Source organism: uncultured Pseudomonas sp. (genome assembly GCF_943846705.1).
GTDB lineage: Bacteria > Pseudomonadota > Gammaproteobacteria > Pseudomonadales > Pseudomonadaceae > Aquipseudomonas.
The window spans coordinates 3,005,074-3,022,111 of sequence record NZ_OX044366.1; the positions used below are offsets into that span (position 1 = coordinate 3,005,074).

Sequence of the window (17,038 nt, forward strand, 5' to 3'; positions counted from 1 at the left end):
AGCGGTAGATGAAATTTATACACCAGCGCGAACACCTCAACGAAGACGACGTCGTCGTGATCGAGTGCTCGCAAACCTGCAATATTCGCTTGATGAGTGATGCCAACTTCCGCAGCTTTAAGAATGGCGGCCGGCATACCTATCACGGCGGCGCGTTTGACAGCTTTCCGGCGAAGATCACCGTACCTAGCAGCGGTTTCTGGAACATCACTATCGATACGGTTTCCCGTAAAGCCATCAGCGTGACGCGTAAGCCGACGCTCAAGCACTCGATCAAGATCATCCGCAAGTCGACCTCGCGCCTGAGTTGATGCCGGACTCCGGCGCGCACAATTGCCGCACTTTGGGGCATGCTCGTCACGTGAGTCTTTAAGGTCTTCTTGAAAAGCCGATGCCAGGGTACTGGCATCGGCTTTTTTATGTCCGCCCGCCCTCGCTCGGTTTGTATGGGTGTGCCATCCCTAGCATCCTTTAGAGGCTTAGTGAGGCAGTGCGCTGATGGCCTTAACGGCTTTCAGCCAATCGGGATTCAGCTGCGTTTGCTCGGTGTCCATGCCCAGGCTTTGCATACGTTCCTTGTGTTGGTTGATCTCCGCTACCGCTTCACTGAGGGCGCTGGTGTTGCCATCCAGCTGGTGCATTTGCGTCAGGCCCAGGTGGTAAAAGCGCAGCAGTTGCATCGCCACAAGGTCGCGGGCGGCGACGCCCGCTTTGACGTGGTGCATCAGGTTGGTGATACGCATCAGGTTGCGCTTGAGTCGCCAGCCGTAGACGGCTGCCGCCATAAAAGGCTGTGGCCACAACAGCAACCGCACCACGGCTATGCTGAGCGCGAGTGCGGCGATAACACCGCCGAGGTTGTAGCGGAAATTATCGCCGTCTGGGGTGCCGAATAGCATCACGGCAGTGCTCGACAGCAGCATGGCCAGGGCGATGAAGATCACCACAATAACCAGGGTGCTGCGGCGGGTTTGTTGGCGGTAGGTTTCAGGGTTCAGTTGCTGGAGTTCAAACATTACGGCCACAGGTTTCTCAGTTGATAGGGGGCGCGGTGTCGCTCAGTGCGCGCAGGGTGAGGTGCCCGTAGTGCAACTGCGCTTGTATGGGGCGAGGTCAGGCAAAAGGCCGCAAATTATGCGCGAAAAGCCTGCAGCAGGTATCTTCCGCCATCCGTTGATTGTTTTGCTTAAGGATTTACCCGGTTTATGAGTCCTAGTGTGTTTCAGGCTGTGATTATCTGTGTGGCGACGCTATTTTCGAGCGTGGCGCTGGCCAAGGTCGAGGTGCAGGGCGGGCAGCATAAGACGCTGGGGCGGATCCTTGTGGTCAAGGTCTCCGAGGATATTGTGCCGGGCGACTACGAGGCGCTGCTTAAAGGCATCACAGGCAATCCGGGCAAGTATGCGCAGAAGGTCGTGATGCTCGACACAATCGGCGGCAGCGTCGTCGAGGCCATGAAAATGGGGCGTTTGTTCCGGGAAACCGGGTTCGATGCCTTGGTGCCATCCACCGCCGTGTGCCAGGGCAGTTGCGTCTACCTACTGGCTGCCGGGCAGCGTAAAACGGTGCGTGGCCATGTCGGTATTCATCGGCCGTACTACGCCGGCAGTGACTCGGTGCACTCCGTCTCAGGTGCGGGTGCAGTGAAGGCCAGTCAAATCGCTTACTTCAAGCAAATGCACATGCCGCTCGATCTGCTTGAGGCGATGAACAGCACCCCGCCACAGCGCATGCGCGTGCTGACTAACGCTGAGTTGAAGCGTTACCAACTCAGTTCAGCCAGCCACTGAGGTTAGCCTCAGGTGGCGTCAGCGCGTTGCATCAAGCTGCGCTGGCGCCATTCCATAAAGGTCTTCAGCAGCAATGTGAGCAGGGCCATGCACGCCAGCAGCGCGGCGGCGGTAAAGGCCGCTGCGGGCTTGTAGTCGTTGTTCAGCTGATCGACCAGCAAGGGCAGGGTCAGGGTCTGGTTGATGATGGTGCCGGACACCACCGACACCGCGCCGAACTCGCCGACTGCGCGCGCATTGGTGATGACCACGCCATACAGCAGCGCCCACTTGATCTTCGGCAGGGTGATGTGGCGGAAAATCTGCCAGCCGTTGGCGCCCAGGCACAACGCGGCAGTCTCTTCATCCTGGCCCTGAGTCTGCATCACCGGAATCAGAATGCGCGCCACATAAGGTGCGGTGACAAACACCGTGACCATGACGATACCCGGCCAGGCAAACATCAGTTGCATGCCGTTATCGTAGAACCAGCGTCCCAGCGCATGTTCCAGGCCGTACACCACCAGGTAGCAAAGCCCAGCCACCACCGGTGACACTGCGTACGGAATGTCGAGTAGGGTGGTCAGCAGCTTGCGCCCGCGAAAATCGTAATGGGTCACGCACCAGGCCAGCAGAATGCCGAAACACAGGTTAATCGGCACCGTCAGTGCCGCCACCAGCAGGGTTAGGCCGATGGCATGCAGCATAAAGTCTTCGCCGAGGTTGCCCCACAGCAAGGCCAGGCCACCGGAGAAGGCTTTGCTGAAAATCAGTGCCAGCGGCACCAGCAGAATCAGGGTCACCAGGCTGAGGCCGAGGCCGATCAACAGCCATTGGTGCCAGTATTGAGGTTTTTTCATTTGCCTTGCCGTTGCCATTTGAACAGGCGGCCTTGTAGCACTTGCAGGGTAAATAGCAGTACCAATGAGGCCAGCAGAATGACCGAGGCAATTGCCGCAGCCGCGGGGTAGTTGAACTCCTGCAGACGCACAAAAATCATCAGCGAAGAGACTTCGGTTTTGAACGGGATATTGCCGGCAATCATGATCACCGCACCAAACTCACCGAGGCTGCGGATAAACGATTGCGAGGCGCCAGTGACCAGAGCCGGAATCAGGGTGGGCAGCACCACATAAAAGAAGGTTTGCAGGCGAGTGGCGCCCAACGTGTTGGCGGCTTCTTCGTAGTCGCGGCCCAGATCCTGCAGCACTGGTTGTACCGTGCGCACCACAAACGGCAGGCTGGTGAAGACCATGGCAATCAGAATGCCCGGGTAGGCATACGCCAGTTTGATGCCCATGGGCGCCAGCCATTGCCCAAGCCAGCCGCCAGGGGCGAGCAGGGTGGCCAGGGTCAAACCGGCTACCGAGGTGGGCAAGGCGAAGGGCAGATCAATCAGCGCATCCACCAGACGACGGCCAGGGAAGTCATAGCGGGTGATGATCCAGGCCAGCAACAGGCCGATCAGCAGGGTCGCTATGGTGGCGTAGAACGCGCCACTGATGGTCACCTTGTAGCTTTGCACCACGCGCGGATCACTGATCGCTCGCCAATACTGCGCCCAGCTCATGTCGCTGACATACAGCAACAGCGCCGACAGCGGAAACAGGATGACCAGCGAGATGTAAAAGGTGCTGAAGCCGAAACTCAGGCCGAAGCCTGGCAGCAGCGGGTTCTGCAGAAAGAAACGGGGTGTCTTAAGCACGCATAAATCCCTGAAAGCACAAACCGCCGTAAAGACGGCGGCTGTTATTTACCTAGCCAAGATCATTCAGGCTCTGGAATCTTTTTACGATCTAGCGAGCTAGAGCCTTGCAAGGCAAAAAGAGGCGAGCAAGCGCAGTGTACTTTTGTACATGAGCATTCCAAGCCTGTTTTTAACGCAGCAGGGCCGATGCGCAGCAGATTGTAACGCGGTTCCTAGCGGCCCTCGGCCAACAACTGGTCAAGGATACCATCGGCATCGAAGTGCTTGGCAGTGATCTCATCCCAAGTGCCGAGCACTTCGGTGGGGTTGATCAGGCGAATCTGCGGGAACTGCGCTGCGGTAGCCGCCACTACTTCCGGGTTGTGCACACGGTAGTTGTAGGTGGTCAGCAGCTGCTGAATGTCCTTTGTGTACTGGAAGTCCAGGTAGGCTTTGGACACCTCGCGAGTGCCTTTCTGATCGACCACCTTGTCGACCAGCGCCACCGGGAACTCGGCCAGCACGCTAACCGGCGGGACGACGATTTCGTATTCGCCGGATTTGAATTCCTCACCATTGGCAATGTTGACCACTTCCGACTCGAAGGTCAGCAGCACATCGCCTTGACCATTCTGGGCAAAGGCTACGGTGGCGGCACGGCCACCGGTAGGGAAGTTCTCGACGTTACGCAGCATTTTGCCGACAAAGGCCTTGATCTGGCTTTCATCACCTTTGAACTGCTCGTTGGCATACAACCAGGCACCCAGGTAGCTGTAACGTGCATTGCCGGAAGTTTTCGGGTTAGGGAACACCAGCTTGACGTCTTCACGGGCCAGGTCGTTCCAGTCCTTGATGTTCTTCGGGTTGCCCTTGCGCACCAGAAAGGCGGTGGTGCTGTAGTACGGTGAACTGTTGTTGGGGAACTGCTTGGCCCAGTCTTCGCGCAGCAGGCCGCGCTTGGCCAGGATGTCGACGTCGGTGACCTGGTTGAAGGTTACGGTATCGACCTTCTTGCCCTGGATGATGTCCTGAGCCTGGCGTGAGGAGCCGGCGAACGACTGGTCGATCTTCTGCTCTTTGCCGGTTTGCGCTTGCCAGTGAGCGACGAACTTGGGGTTGATTTCGGCAAACAGTTCACGGGCGATGTCGTAGGAGGCGTTCAGGATCGGCGCGTCTTCGGCCAGTGCAGCGGCACTGCCGAGCAGGCTTGAGGTGATGGCGCTGGCCAGCAAAATTTTCTTGAGCATGATGCAGACGTTCCTCGTCACAGCGCCGGTATGCAGCGCGGGGTTGAAGCCTGACCGTTTGGCCAGAATGTGGGTCGGATACTGCCCAAGTTTTTTATTCTTAAAAAGTAACTTTTAATGCTATTGATATAGCTTAAAGTTTTAACGCGGACTGCTCGCATTTTTTAGCAACTGCGCCGTGCCCAGTCGACTCGCTTAGACGGCTGGTGCGTTTGCAGCCGCTGGCTGGCATGACTGCATGCGCGCCGCAGTCATGCCAGCCAGCGGGCTGTTAGGCACGGCGGCGTGTGTGCTGCTCGGCATGGCTTTGCAGGCGGTAAAGGTAGGCGAAGCCCTGCTCCCAGCGCTGGTGCCCCGACTGCACATTGATATGGCCAACGCCGCTGAGAATCGTCGCCGCGCTTCCCCAGTCACGGGCCAGTTCGATTGCCCGTGCGGCGCTGGCGGCGCAGTCGTTGTCCGAGCCGACCAACTGGCTGGGGAACGGCAACGGTTGCTGCGGTATTGGCGCGAAGTTCTGCAGCGCTGGCGGGCAATTGGCCCGCTGCACATCCGCCGGGGCGACCAGCAGTGCCGCGCGCACTCGGCGCAGCGACTCGATAGGGGCTTGAGCCGCCCAATGCGCCACGGTGATGCAGCCCAGGCTATGGGCGATAAGGATGGTCGGGCACGGGTGGCTACCGATGTTGCGTTGCAACTCGGCCACCCAGTCTGCGCGATTAGGTTTTAGCCAATCGGTTTGTTCCACGCGGGCGCTGTTCGGCAGGCTGCGCTGCCAGTGGCTCTGCCAATGTTCATCAGTCGATCCTTGCCAGCCCGGCACGATCAAGTAGCGGACAGTGTGCGTGCGCATCGTGCGCTCTCCTGCAGGTGTGAGTGGCTGCAGTGTAGGGAAGCGCTGAAGATACTAAAAAGACTTAAAAATTATTTTCTTATTCCATATCTGTTTTTAGTGCGGCTGGTCGGTGGGTGTTTCGTTTATTCTAAAAGTGCATATCAATGTTATTAAATAGTATTTTTAAGAATATAAGTCTGTCGCTAGCATCCGCTCCACGCCCACTGCTCACGGTCACTTATCAGCCGTAGCAGGTGGGGATTTCAAGGAGCAAGACCATGACCCTTTATTGCTACTGCAGCTGTTATCCGCGAATGCGTTGTTGATCGCCCCTGTCTGACAGACCAAGCACACACACACATTCGAAGAGTTTAGGAGCTGCACCATGTCCATTCGCCGTTTTGCCCTCGCTGCCCTTGCCAGCGCCCTGATCACCGGCCCGGTGGCCGCTGCTGAAACCCTGCTCAATGTGTCTTACGACCCGACCCGTGAGCTGTACAGCGACTTCAACAAAGCCTTTAACACGCACTGGCAAGCCCAGGGCAATGCAGCGCTGACCATCCAGCAATCCCACGGCGGTTCGGGCAAGCAGGCCCGTGCGGTAATTGATGGCCTGCGCGCCGATGTGGTGACCCTGGCCCTGTCCGGTGACATTGATGAGCTGCACAAGCTTGGCAAGTTGATCCCGGAAAACTGGCAGGCGCGCTTGCCGCAAGCGAGCACGCCCTACACCTCGACCATCGTGTTTCTGGTGCGCAAAGGCAATCCGCTGGGCATCAAGGACTGGGATGACCTGGTCAAACCGGGCGTTGCGGTGATCACCCCCAATCCGAAAACCTCCGGCGGTGCTCGCTGGAACTTCCTCGCTGCCTGGGCCTACGCCCAGCAGAAATACGGCAGCCAAGATAAGGCCCAAGAGTTTGTTGGCCAGCTTTACAGAAACGTCCCGGTACTCGATACCGGGGCTCGCGGCTCGACTATTACCTTCGTCAATAACCAGATCGGTGATGTGCTGTTGGCCTGGGAAAACGAAGCCTTTTTGGCACTGAAGGAGGAGGATGGCGACAACTTCGAGATCGTCGCGCCGTCGCTGTCGATCCTGGCTGAGCCGCCAGTGGCTGTGGTGGATGCAAACGTCGACAAAAAAGGCACCCGCAAAGTCGCTGAGGCCTACCTCGACTACATGTACAGCGATGAAGGCCAGCGCCTGGCGGCCAAGCACTTCTACCGGCCGCGCAATCAGGCCATTGCCGCTGAGTTCGCCGAGCAGTTTCCGGCGTTGCAGCTGGTCACCATCGACAAGGACTTCGACGGTTGGAAAAGCGCCCAGCCGAAGTTCTTCAACGATGGCGGCGTGTTCGACCAGATCTATCTGGCGCAGTGAGCTCGAAGAGCGAACGTAGGATGGGTTGAGCGAAGCGATACCCATCTGCTGCGATACCCATACGTTGCGATGGGTATCGCAGGCTCCACCCATCCTACGGATTTGTTGTGCAAGCGTCCGCCCAGTTGTAGGCCAGCCGAAAGGGCGACACCGGCGGCAGGGCTGATTTGAGCGTTCCAACACAGAAGCAGATTAAGGCCAAACCATGTCTCGTCGTACTTCTCCGGTCATCCCCGGTTTCGGGCTGACGCTGGGTTACACCCTGGTGTACCTCAGCCTCGTGGTGCTGATTCCGCTGGTTGCCATGTTCGTCCACGCCGCACAGCTTAGCTGGGCGGAGTTCTGGGCAATCATCAGCGCCCCGCGGGTCCTGGCCGCACTCAAGTTGAGCTTTAGCACCGCGTTTGTCGCGGCACTGATCAACGGCATTATCGGCACCCTGTTGGCCTGGGCGCTGGTGCGCTATCGCTTCCCGGGGCGCAAGGTCATCGAGGCGATGATCGACTTGCCCTTTGCCTTGCCTACCGCGGTTGCCGGTATCGCCCTGACTGCGCTGTATGCCCCGAGCGGGCTGGTGGGGCAGTTTGCCACTGACCTGGGTTTCAAAATTGCCTACACGCCCATCGGCATCACCCTGGCGCTGACCTTTGTCACCCTGCCGTTTGTGGTGCGTACTCTGCAGCCGGTATTGGCGGACATCCCCCGCGAAGTCGAAGAAGCCGCAGCCTGTCTTGGCGCAAGGCCGCTGCAAGTGGTGCGCTATATCCTCATACCGGCGCTGTTACCGGCCTGGTTGACGGGCTTCTCTCTGGCCTTTGCTCGCGGCGTCGGCGAGTACGGTTCGGTGATTTTCATAGCCGGCAATATGCCGATGAAAACCGAAATCCTGCCGCTGTTGATCATGGGCAAGCTCGACCAATACGACTATCACGGTGCCACGGCTATCGGCGTACTGATGCTGGTGGTTTCTTTTGTTTTGCTGCTGCTGATTAACCTGCTGCAGCGCCAGATTGCCAAAGCCTGAGGAGGTCGCCATGTCTGCTGTAACCTTAAGCGCGTCAGCCTCAGCCAACGCTGTACGGCGCGGTAATCTGCTCGGTCGCCGGCTGCTGATCATCAGTGCCTGGTTGGTGTTTGCGCTGTTTCTGTTGCTGCCGCTGCTTATCGTGCTAAGTGAGGCACTCAAGCAGGGTATGGGGGCGTTCTTCGGCGCAATCTTCGAAGCGGATGCGATTTCTGCGTTGCAGCTGACGCTGTTGGCAGTCGGTATATCCGTGCCGCTGAATATAGTGTTCGGCGTGGCCGCCGCCTGGTGCGTGAGCAAATACGAATTTCGCGGCAAGAGCATTCTGGTGACTCTGATCGACTTGCCGTTCTCGGTCTCGCCAGTGATCGCCGGGCTGGTCTATGTGCTGCTGTTTGGCGCCCAGGGCTTTATTGGCCCCTGGCTGCGTGAGCACGACATCCAGATTATCTTCGCCCTGCCGGGCATCGTCTTGGCCACCATGTTCGTTACCGTGCCCTTTGTCGCCCGCGAGCTGATCCCGCTGATGCAGCAGCAAGGCACCCAGGAAGAGGAGGCCGCGCGCCTGCTCGGGGCCAATGGCTGGCAGATGTTTTGGCACGTGACCTTGCCGAATATCAAATGGGGTCTGATCTATGGCGTGGTGCTGTGTACCGCACGGGCCATGGGTGAATTTGGGGCGGTGTCAGTGGTCTCCGGGCACATCCGTGGTTACACCAATACGCTGCCGCTGCATGTCGAGATTCTCTATAACGAATACAATCACGTCGCCGCGTTCAGTGTCGCCAGTCTGCTGCTACTGCTGGCGCTGTTTATTCTGCTGCTCAAGCAGTGGAGCGAGTCACGTATCAACCGTCTGAAAGCCAGTGCTGGCGAGGAATAAGTCATGTCGATCGTAGTGTCCAATGTCAGCAAGAACTTCAATGCGTTCAAAGCGCTGAACGACATCAATCTGAATATCCAGAGCGGCGAGTTGGTCGCCTTGCTCGGCCCGTCTGGCTGCGGCAAAACCACCTTGCTGCGCATCATCGCCGGCCTGGAAACCCCGGATAGCGGCAGCATCGAGTTCCACGGTGAAGACGTGTCGAGCCACGATGTGCGCGACCGTAACGTCGGTTTCGTGTTTCAGCATTACGCCTTGTTCCGCCATATGACGGTGTTCGACAACGTTGCCTTTGGCTTGCGCATGAAGCCTAAAGGCGAACGGCCGAACGAAAACGTGATCAAGAAAAAGGTCCATGAACTGCTCGATCTGGTGCAGCTCGACTGGTTGGCGGACCGTTACCCGGAACAGCTCTCCGGCGGCCAGCGCCAGCGTATCGCCTTGGCCCGCGCCCTGGCGGTAGAGCCGAAAGTGTTGCTGCTCGACGAGCCCTTCGGCGCGCTGGATGCCAAGGTTCGCAAGGAGTTGCGCCGTTGGCTGGCGCGCCTGCATGAGGAAGTGCACCTGACCTCGGTGTTCGTTACCCACGACCAGGAAGAGGCCATGGAAGTCGCCGATCGCATCGTGGTGATGAACAAAGGCGTGATTGAACAGATCGGCTCGCCCGGTGAAGTCTATGAAAATCCGGCCAGTGACTTCGTTTATCACTTCCTCGGCGATGCTAATCGCCTGTATGTCGGCGACGACCATCATGTGCTGTTCCGCCCGCACGAGATCCACTTGTCGCGCCAGGCGGAAGAGGGCCATCAGGCCGGTGAAGTGCGCGATATTCGCCCACTCGGCGCCATCACCCGGGTGACCCTCAAGGTTGCCGGGCAGAGCGAGCCGATCGAGGCTGAAGTAGCGAAAGACCACCTCAGCCTGGCTAACCTGAGCCGCGGTGAAACCCTGTACTTCAAGCCAAAAGCTGGGCAGCCGGTGCATCAGCCGCGCTGAGATTGGCCTGCGGCCATAACTAAAAAGGAGCGCAATGCGCTCCTTTCTAGTTATGGCCGCAGGCTATTTACGCTGCCAGTTACCGTTCAGCTGGATGTACTGCCCAGGTGGGGTCTTATCGAGGGCTTTCTGCCCGGCTATGGCCTCGACATCGCGCAGCTGGATACCATTCTGCGTCGCCAGTTTCTGGTATTCGGTGCGGCGGGCCTGGTTGATCAGTTTGGCGATTTCGGCAGCCTGACCGTTGTCGCGAACAACCCCAAGGTAGCCATTGGGCATTTCACCCAACTGGCCGCTGGCCTTGGCTGTGCCCAGGGCTGACATGGCCTCATTGAGGTTAAGCGCGACGGCTGGCAGGCTCAGGCTGAGCAGCAGTAACAAGCCGGCAAGGCGTTTATAAATAGTCATGTTCGGGCTCCTTAGAACAAACCACTGGATTCGCTGAACATGCTGTCCAGGGCTTTATCCACCTTGATATAAATTTCGTGCTCGATCTTCACATTGAGGTTGATGTTGATCGGCTCATTGGGCATCGCCAGCTGCACGGTCGGGGTGCAGGCCGTGCTAAGCAACCCAAAAAGTAGGGCGGCGGAACAATTACGCAAGCGCATGGCGCTTCTCCTTGATCATGAATCAGGGCTCTGTCGGAGCCGGCTTGGCATTGCGTTGCAGCATACGCTGTTGCACGCGCTGCCTGATGATATCGCTGACTTTGTCCGTAAGTTGCAGGCTGGCCAGCAGGGTCGGGATATCTTCTTCCAGGTTGATGTTGAAGTGGATCGGCCGGCCCTGTTCGATGGCCGGGTTTTGCCCCTCAAGGCGCATGCTCAGGTTCAGCTTGCCGTCTCGGTTGTAGTCAACCTGACTGCTGAGCACGGTGAAGCGAAAATCCTCCAGCGACTGAGTGACCAGTTGCATCGCCGGGTTGCTGCGGCCCAAGGCGCGGATGCGTGCAGAGTGAAACTGCAACTGGCCTCCCGGCGCGCGCGCGCTCAGTTGGCCTTGCGCAATGGTCACGCCCTGTTGGCTAATTTGCAGCGGTAAGCGGCCATCTAAGGTGCCCGTGCCGGCCAAACCCTCTGTGGGGTAGAGGATAAACAGCTGCTCAAGTTCCAGGCCGCGCACCTCGATGGGCAGCAGTAGCGGCCCGGCGGCCAGGTTCCACTGCCCAGCGGCCAGATGCAGGTTGCCTCCCATCAGCTCAGCTTGCGCTTTACGCAGCTGTAAGCGGCCTTGTGTAAGGGCGTGCAGCGGGGCGCTGTAATGGCCGCTGAGCTGTACCGGGCCTAGGGGTATGCCTGGGTTGGCCTGGGCCAGGTGCAGCTCGGTCAGCTCTAGTTGCAGCTGTTTGGGGCTGACCAGCAGATGAAAGTGGCTGTTTAGGCCCTCCAGCGCGGTGCGGTCATAAACCCCGCCGAGGCCCTTGGCGGTTAACCCAAGTTTGAGGCTGGGCAGTTGCTGGTCCTTGGCCATGGTCAGGCTGGCGTCGGCGTTCAGGCGGCCGTTATTCAGCTCCAGCAAGCCCGGCCAGGCAGTGAAGCTACCTTGCAGTGGGTTGCCACTGCGCAAAAACAGTTCGTTCAGTTGCGCTTGCAGGCTCAAACCCTTGGCGCTGCTGTGTTGCGCCTGCAGCTTGAACTGCAACCCGGCATCGTTGCGCAGCGTGCCGTCCGCGTGCACCTGTTGTTGGCTGGCCTGCAGAGGTCCTTGCCAGTACCAGCGTTGGCGGTGCAGCTGTGCATGCTGCAGCTGCGCACTCAGCTCGAGTGGGCCTTGCAGTTGCCAGTCGAGCAGCGCGCCTGCTGCAAGTTGTGCATGCAGCTGCAGCGCGCTGCTGCTGGCCGTGAGTTGCTGGGCGCGAAAGTCACCATGAGCTAAATGGCGCAAGCTGAGATGTGAGTCATCGCCGAGTGTGAACTGCAGTTGCTGTTGATCCACGTAGCCGTCGAGCTGCACCTGCGTCTGCAGTGCGCCGATATCCCACCCCTCTAGCCGCAGCGCTGGGGTGCTGGCGCTGAGCGTGCCATCCAGCAGTTGTGCTGCCCAGGGCAGGCCGTTGGCCAGCATCAGGGTGCCGTGCAACGTGAACGGGCTGCGCCCCTTGCCCGTTAGCTGGAGTTGCAGGGGCAGGGCGCGACCTTTCAATTGCTCAGCAATCAGCACAGGCATCGGTGCGGCTTGGATATTCAGCTGCAGGGAGGCGGGATGCAGTTGTGCCGGTAGGCTGCTAACCAGATTGCTGGGGATGTGTTGCAGGTTGAGATCGGCGTTGAGGCTGTCGGCCAGCCACTGCCCATCCAGCCCATGTGCTGACAGCTTAAATGCGCCCTGCAGTTGCCCTATAGCCGGTATTGGCCAGGCTTCAGCGAGGCTGGCGCTGGCATTAACCTGGCCGCTGGCCTGCTGCAGTAACGCCAGGCTAGGTGGGCCTGGTGGCAGCTGCAGTTGCCAGCTCGCCGCAAATTGCGCAGCCGTTGGCACTTCAGGCAACGGGGCGGTGGGGCTGGGCAACCATTGGCTGAGCCAGCTGTGCAGCACTGCGCTTTGCTGCAGATCGCCACTCAGCTCACCCTGCCAGCGGGGCCCTTCGGTCACGCGCTGCAGGCGACTGTTGAACTGCAGTTGCGGTTGCTGATTGATGGCCAGGCTCAGTTGCAACTCTGCCGCTGCAGCAGCGCCTTGTAATTGGCCATGCCAGCGCAGCTGATCGTGATGATGTTGCAGGTTGAGTTGCACATCGAGCCGCTGCCCAGCGGCGGTTGGCTGTTTGCTCTGTTTAAGGTCGCCCAGTAGCCGGCAGCGCGTTTCGGCGCAAGGCAGCTCAACGTGCAGTGCATCAATCTGCAACGTTTGCGGCAACAGGCTGATAACGTTGGCCAACTGCTTAAGTTGCACGTCTAGGTTTGTGTTGTCAGTGCTTGTTGGCTCGCGGCCAGAGGGCAGGTTTAGTTGCAGCTGGGTGATATGTATCTGCTGCCAGAGCGGCAGCGTTAGGCTGAATCCAGTCCATTGTAATTGCAGGTGCTGCAGCTCTATTGCGCCGCTGGGGTGCTGCAGGCTCAGTTGCTCAAGCTGGATGCCCTGAGTGGTGAGGCCCAGGCCACGCCACTCAAGGTTTTCGATCTGCTCGCGTTCGAGCAGGCGGCTGAGGCTGAGGTAGCCGTAAGCGCCAAGCAAGATGAGCAGTAAAACCAGGCAACCAATAAGTCGCAGCCAGGTGCGCCGGCTGGGCATAAGCACTGATCCATAGTGGGGAGTGTTGCGTGGCAGGACGTTAACCCATGATGGGCATGCTGCCAATCATGGGGCACCACCGCTTTAACCGGTGGCGCACTGTGCTGGCAGGTTAGGCGAAACCTACCGCACATAGGTTGCCGTTAAATTGATCAGGCAATGGATGCCGTCAGGTGTTCCATCTTAAGGCCTAACAGTTGCACGGCCGCCAGCCACGTGCGCTCAGTTGGGGCGGGGTTTACAGGAAGATTTGCGCTGAAAAAGGGCGGTGCGACGGCTTGCCGCATCGACTTGTGCACAATTGCGATGCGTTCCGTCAAGCGAAATTCGGTGTGTGGTGTAAACCCTTGATTCTTTTTATTGTTTTTATAAGTCAATGAAATATATGAGTTTTTTGTGCTGGTGAAAAAACCACCAGTTTGAGCCTAAGCCCCACGGGGTAAGCGATAAGGGCGCTTGATCCCATGTTATCCACTAAGTTATCCACAGCTTCTGTGGATTAACCCGAGCGCTTGCTCTAGATCGCGGGTTAGCGCTTTTTACAAGTCTTTACCTTGGCGAAAATAAGAGTAGAGTGGCGCGCCTTTCCAGCTACCGCTGCTTTTTATGCCACGCGCAATCACTCGTATCCCTGCTGCTCATTCTGTTGCCACGCCGCGGTTGCCTGCGCGCGTCGCGCTCTGGTTACTGGACAGCCCACGTCTGGGCGATGCCCCGAGCGTTAAACGCTTTGCCGGTCGCCTGCTCAAACAGCCTGCCTTGCAGGGCGTGGTGCAAGCTCAGAGCCGGCTGGGGCAATTGCTTTGCCGCGATTGCGGCAACCCGCGTGATCGCCGTATGGGGTTTGAGCTGCTGCGCCAGGCGGCTCGCGCCGGTGATATGGGCGCTCAGCTGGAACTCGGCCAGCTGTATTGCCAGTCGCGCAATAATGAACCGCAAAAAGCCCGGCACTGGCTTGAGCTGGCGGCTGGTCAGGGTTCGCCAGAGGCGCAACAACTGCTCAAACAGCTCTGATTCTGCTGCAGGTACTGGTTATACTCCCAGTACTTTACTGCGGAGTTGCTTATGCCCATCGACCTTTCTACCGCGCTGGCGCCTGCCTTGCTCGGCGTTGCCGCGGCCGCACTCCCTCTGGTTTATCTGGCTTGGTCGTTGCAACGCCGCCTGAGCAGTCAACAACTGGCGTTTAGCCTGCTGCAGGAGCGCCTGAGCCATGCGCAACTGGCGCAGGCAGGCCTTGCCGCACAGCTGGATGACTGCCGCGCCGAGATCGCCGAGATCAGCGAGATCAAGGCCGATCAGCAGGCCGAGCTGGCTGCACTGCGCCGTGAAACCGATTTGCTCCAGCACGAGCGCCAGCTCGCCCGTGAGTCTGCGCAAGCCTGGGCTGGCCAGCGCGAGCAGCAGGAAGGCGAGATCCGTCGCCTGGATGCCCAGCGCGCCGCACTCAGCGCCGAACTCAAGGAACAGCAAGACAACCATCAGCAGCGCCTGAGCGACCTGCAGGGTTCGCGTGATGAGTTACGTGCGCAGTTCGCCGAGCTGGCCGGGAAGATTTTCGATGAACGTGAGCAGCGTTTTGCCGAAACCAGCCAGCAGCAACTCGGGCAACTGCTCGACCCGCTCAAGGAGCGCATCCAGTCCTTTGAAAAGCGTGTGGAAGAAAGCTACCAGCAAGAAGCCCGCGAACGCTTTTCCCTGGGCAAGGAGCTGGAGCGCTTGCAGCAGCTCAATCAACGTTTGAGCGATGAGGCGACCAATTTGACCCGTGCGCTCAAGGGCCAGAAAACCCAGGGCAACTGGGGGGAGCTGGTGCTGGAGCGGGTGCTGGAGCACGCCGGCCTGGAGAAGGGCCGCGAGTACCACACCCAGGTCAGCCTGAAGAGTGCCGACGGCGAGCGCTTCCAGCCGGATGTGCTGATCCAGCTGCCGGGCGACAAGCAGGTGGTGGTGGATGCCAAGGTCAGCCTGACCGCCTATCAGCAATTCATTGCCGCCGAGGATGAGCCAGCCCGGCAGCAGGCGTTGAAGCAACATGTGCTGTCCCTGCGCAATCACTTGAAAGGCCTGTCGCTCAAGGATTATCAGCGCCTTGAAGGCTTGCATAGCCTGGATTTCGTCCTGCTGTTCGTGCCCATCGAAGCAGCCTTTGCCGCCGCGTTGCAGGCGGATCCTGGCTTGTTTCAGGAGGCTTTCGATCAACATATCGTTATCGTCAGCCCGACTACCTTGCTTGCCACTTTGCGGGTGATCGACAGCCTGTGGCGGCAGGAGCGGCAAAGCCAGAATGCCCGCGAGATTGCCGAGCGCGCCGGCGCGTTGTATGACAAGTTTGTGGCTTTTATTCAGGATTTGGATGAAGTCGGCGCACGTTTGCAACAGCTGGATAAAGCCTATGCCGGGGCGCGCAACAAGCTCTGCGACGGGCGCGGCAATATCATCAGCCGGGTGGAAAACCTCAAGCTGCTCGGTGCCCGCGCGAGCAAGAGCTTGCCTGCTGATTTGCTTGAGCAGGCAGCTGGCGTCAGGGTGCTGGATGATCAGGCGGTTGAGTAGGCTGGCTTGGCCAGTGTCAGCTTTTTAACCCGCGCCGGCGAAACTGCCGCAGGTTTTTTTGCCCGCCGCTGATTCAAAGCAGCAGTAAGACCGTCGCGCCTGCCAGCATGCCCGCGGCCATGACCGGCACGGTCATTAGCGCCAGCTTACGGCCACCGATCAGCGCAACCAGCAGAGCCTTGACCAGGCTGTTGCTCAGCGCCGCAAGGAAAATCCCCTGCACGGCGACTTGGCCATCCAGTTCGCCCTGTGCGCTGCGTGCCAATGACAGGGTAATGGCATCCACATCGGCCAGCCCCGAGAGCAGCGCCACCAGGTAGACGCCGACATCGCCTAGCCAGTGCTGCGCGCCTTCGACCAAGAACAGGATCAAGGCCAGCAGCGCAGTAAAGCGCAGGGCCGGGCCCAGCTCGAACGGGTTGTTCAGCGGCGGTTCGGCGGCATCTTCGTTCTCCGTGCCAGCGCGCCAGAAGTGCAGCAACGCGCCGCCGGCATACACCAAGGTGGCGACGCCCAGTGGCCAGAACAGCTGTGGCAGTAAGCTTGAATTGACCAGGCCGACTTCCAGAAGAATGCGCGGAAACATCAATGCCGAGGTGGTGAGCAGGCCGCAGGCCAGCACCGCGTGCAGGTTGCGTCCGGCGGCCAGCCGCGCCAGGGTCACGGTCATTGCCGTGGAAGACACCACGCTGCCCAGCAGCGCAGTGATCAGTAGACCCTGACGCATACCCACCAGCCGAATTGCCACATAAGCGACAAAGCCGATGCTGGCGATCAGCACCACCATCCACCAGATGACGTAAGGGTTGAACACCTGCCAGGGGCCATAGCCCTGATTGGGCAGCGCCGGCAGTAGCACCAGGGAAATAAACAGCAGTTTCAGTGCGCCGGACAGTTCCGCTTCAGTGAGCCGCTGCAGGGCGCCATGCAGGGATTGTTTGAGGCTCAGCAGCAACGCCACTGCCACCGCGCCTGCCGCCGCCAGCCCGGCATACCCGGCCATGGCCAGGCTGCCAAGGAGAAAGGTGATCAGCAACGCCACTTCGCTGGTCATGCCCATATCACCCAGGCGTTTCAATTCGGCAAAGTAGGACGCCACCACGAGCAGGGTAAAACCGGCAAAGATCGCGGCCCAGGCGATGACGCTGAAGTGCTCGCCGAGCAACATAGCAAAGGCCCCGAGTAGGCTGCTCAGGGCGAAGGTGCGAATCCCCGCGACGAGTTTTGAGTCATCAGCATTGCGCCCCTGCCAGCCGCGCTCGGCACCAATCAGCAGTCCGGCGGCTAAGGCGCTGGCAAAATTCAGCAAGGTGTCGAGGGCTTCCGGCATGCGCACGTCCTGGGCGAAGATTGCCGGCAGTTTAGCCAGTGAGTAGCAGGCGCTATTGCGGCAAGTCAGTGTGTGGTGACGTCTATGCGCAAG

The 17,038-nt window shown here is 59.2% G+C and carries 17 protein-coding genes; 8 read left to right on the forward strand and 9 right to left on the reverse strand.

Annotation, left to right across the window (positions count from 1 at the left end; translation table 11 throughout):
- The first annotated feature begins 8 nt into the window (after nucleotides 1-8).
- Nucleotides 9-311, forward strand: coding sequence for a DUF1883 domain-containing protein (locus tag Q0V31_RS14175; RefSeq protein ID WP_298188438.1), 303 nt, complete (start codon nucleotides 9-11; stop codon nucleotides 309-311).
- A 168-nt stretch (nucleotides 312-479) separates the two neighbouring features.
- On the opposite strand, the gene Q0V31_RS14180 is transcribed toward Q0V31_RS14175, so the two are convergent.
- The gene (locus tag Q0V31_RS14180) at nucleotides 480-1,016 is read right to left on the reverse strand and encodes a DUF3087 domain-containing protein (protein ID WP_298188439.1); all 537 of its coding nucleotides are present in this window, start codon (nucleotides 1,014-1,016) and stop codon (nucleotides 480-482) included.
- Between the two features lie 189 nt (nucleotides 1,017-1,205).
- Here Q0V31_RS14180 and Q0V31_RS14185 point away from each other — a divergent pair, with 189 nt between their 5' ends.
- Nucleotides 1,206-1,790, forward strand: coding sequence for a hypothetical protein (locus Q0V31_RS14185; protein ID WP_298188440.1), 585 nt, complete (start codon nucleotides 1,206-1,208; stop codon nucleotides 1,788-1,790).
- A gap of 8 nt (nucleotides 1,791-1,798) precedes the next feature.
- On the opposite strand, the gene cysW (Q0V31_RS14190) is transcribed toward Q0V31_RS14185, so the two are convergent.
- The 4 genes from cysW (Q0V31_RS14190) to Q0V31_RS14205 form a co-directional block, all read right to left on the reverse strand.
- Nucleotides 1,799-2,629, reverse strand: a complete 831-nt coding sequence (gene cysW, locus Q0V31_RS14190) for a sulfate ABC transporter permease subunit CysW (protein WP_298188442.1) — start codon at nucleotides 2,627-2,629, stop codon at nucleotides 1,799-1,801.
- Entirely contained in the window at nucleotides 2,626-3,474 is an 849-nt protein-coding gene (cysT, locus tag Q0V31_RS14195; protein ID WP_298188443.1) for a sulfate ABC transporter permease subunit CysT, read from the reverse strand. Before cysT (Q0V31_RS14195) ends, cysW (Q0V31_RS14190) begins: the two co-directional genes overlap by 4 nt.
- Nucleotides 3,475-3,689: 215 nt before the next feature.
- Nucleotides 3,690-4,703, reverse strand: coding sequence for a thiosulfate ABC transporter substrate-binding protein CysP (cysP, locus tag Q0V31_RS14200; protein WP_298188444.1), 1,014 nt, complete (start codon nucleotides 4,701-4,703; stop codon nucleotides 3,690-3,692).
- 271 nt (nucleotides 4,704-4,974) lie between these two features.
- The gene (locus Q0V31_RS14205) at nucleotides 4,975-5,556 is read right to left on the reverse strand and encodes an alpha/beta hydrolase (RefSeq protein ID WP_298188445.1); all 582 of its coding nucleotides are present in this window, start codon (nucleotides 5,554-5,556) and stop codon (nucleotides 4,975-4,977) included.
- Between the two features lie 367 nt (nucleotides 5,557-5,923).
- Between Q0V31_RS14205 and Q0V31_RS14210 the strand changes: the two genes are divergently transcribed.
- From Q0V31_RS14210 to Q0V31_RS14225, 4 genes are all read left to right on the forward strand, one after another.
- Complete coding sequence (locus Q0V31_RS14210) at nucleotides 5,924-6,922, forward strand: sulfate ABC transporter substrate-binding protein (protein WP_298188446.1); 999 nt, start codon at nucleotides 5,924-5,926, stop codon at nucleotides 6,920-6,922.
- A gap of 205 nt (nucleotides 6,923-7,127) precedes the next feature.
- Nucleotides 7,128-7,946, forward strand: coding sequence for a sulfate ABC transporter permease subunit CysT (gene cysT / locus Q0V31_RS14215; protein ID WP_298188447.1), 819 nt, complete (start codon nucleotides 7,128-7,130; stop codon nucleotides 7,944-7,946).
- Nucleotides 7,947-7,956: 10 nt separating this feature from the next.
- Nucleotides 7,957-8,829: a sulfate ABC transporter permease subunit CysW gene (gene cysW / locus Q0V31_RS14220; RefSeq protein WP_298188448.1), complete on the forward strand. Its 873-nt coding sequence runs from the start codon at nucleotides 7,957-7,959 to the stop codon at nucleotides 8,827-8,829.
- A gap of 3 nt (nucleotides 8,830-8,832) precedes the next feature.
- Nucleotides 8,833-9,825 carry a sulfate/molybdate ABC transporter ATP-binding protein gene (locus Q0V31_RS14225; protein WP_298188449.1) on the forward strand — a complete coding sequence of 331 codons (993 nt, stop codon included), beginning with the start codon at nucleotides 8,833-8,835 and terminating at the stop codon, nucleotides 9,823-9,825.
- A 63-nt stretch (nucleotides 9,826-9,888) separates the two neighbouring features.
- Here the strand turns inward: Q0V31_RS14225 and Q0V31_RS14230 are convergent, their stop codons facing one another.
- From Q0V31_RS14230 to Q0V31_RS14240, 3 genes are read right to left on the reverse strand one after another with little or no spacing between them, the layout of a single operon-like run.
- The gene (locus Q0V31_RS14230) at nucleotides 9,889-10,233 is read right to left on the reverse strand and encodes a YdbL family protein (RefSeq protein WP_298188450.1); all 345 of its coding nucleotides are present in this window, start codon (nucleotides 10,231-10,233) and stop codon (nucleotides 9,889-9,891) included.
- Between the two features lie 11 nt (nucleotides 10,234-10,244).
- Nucleotides 10,245-10,436, reverse strand: a complete 192-nt coding sequence (locus Q0V31_RS14235) for a YnbE family lipoprotein (RefSeq protein ID WP_298188451.1) — start codon at nucleotides 10,434-10,436, stop codon at nucleotides 10,245-10,247.
- 22 nt (nucleotides 10,437-10,458) lie between these two features.
- Nucleotides 10,459-13,059 (reverse strand): YdbH domain-containing protein, encoded by a 2,601-nt coding sequence (locus tag Q0V31_RS14240; RefSeq protein WP_298188452.1) that lies wholly within the window; start codon nucleotides 13,057-13,059, stop codon nucleotides 10,459-10,461.
- Between the two features lie 606 nt (nucleotides 13,060-13,665).
- Here Q0V31_RS14240 and Q0V31_RS14245 point away from each other — a divergent pair.
- Both Q0V31_RS14245 and rmuC read left to right on the forward strand, forming a co-directional pair.
- Nucleotides 13,666-14,073, forward strand: a complete 408-nt coding sequence (locus Q0V31_RS14245; RefSeq protein ID WP_298188454.1) for a sel1 repeat family protein — start codon at nucleotides 13,666-13,668, stop codon at nucleotides 14,071-14,073.
- A gap of 177 nt (nucleotides 14,074-14,250) precedes the next feature.
- Nucleotides 14,251-15,615: a DNA recombination protein RmuC gene (gene rmuC / locus Q0V31_RS14250; RefSeq protein ID WP_298191077.1), complete on the forward strand. Its 1,365-nt coding sequence runs from the start codon at nucleotides 14,251-14,253 to the stop codon at nucleotides 15,613-15,615.
- Nucleotides 15,616-15,688: 73 nt separating this feature from the next.
- Here rmuC and Q0V31_RS14255 read toward each other — a convergent pair whose 3' ends face one another.
- A complete protein-coding gene (locus tag Q0V31_RS14255; RefSeq protein ID WP_298188455.1) occupies nucleotides 15,689-16,945 on the reverse strand; it encodes an MgtC/SapB family protein in 1,257 nt (418 codons plus the stop codon).
- Nucleotides 16,946-17,038 lie beyond the last annotated feature (93 nt).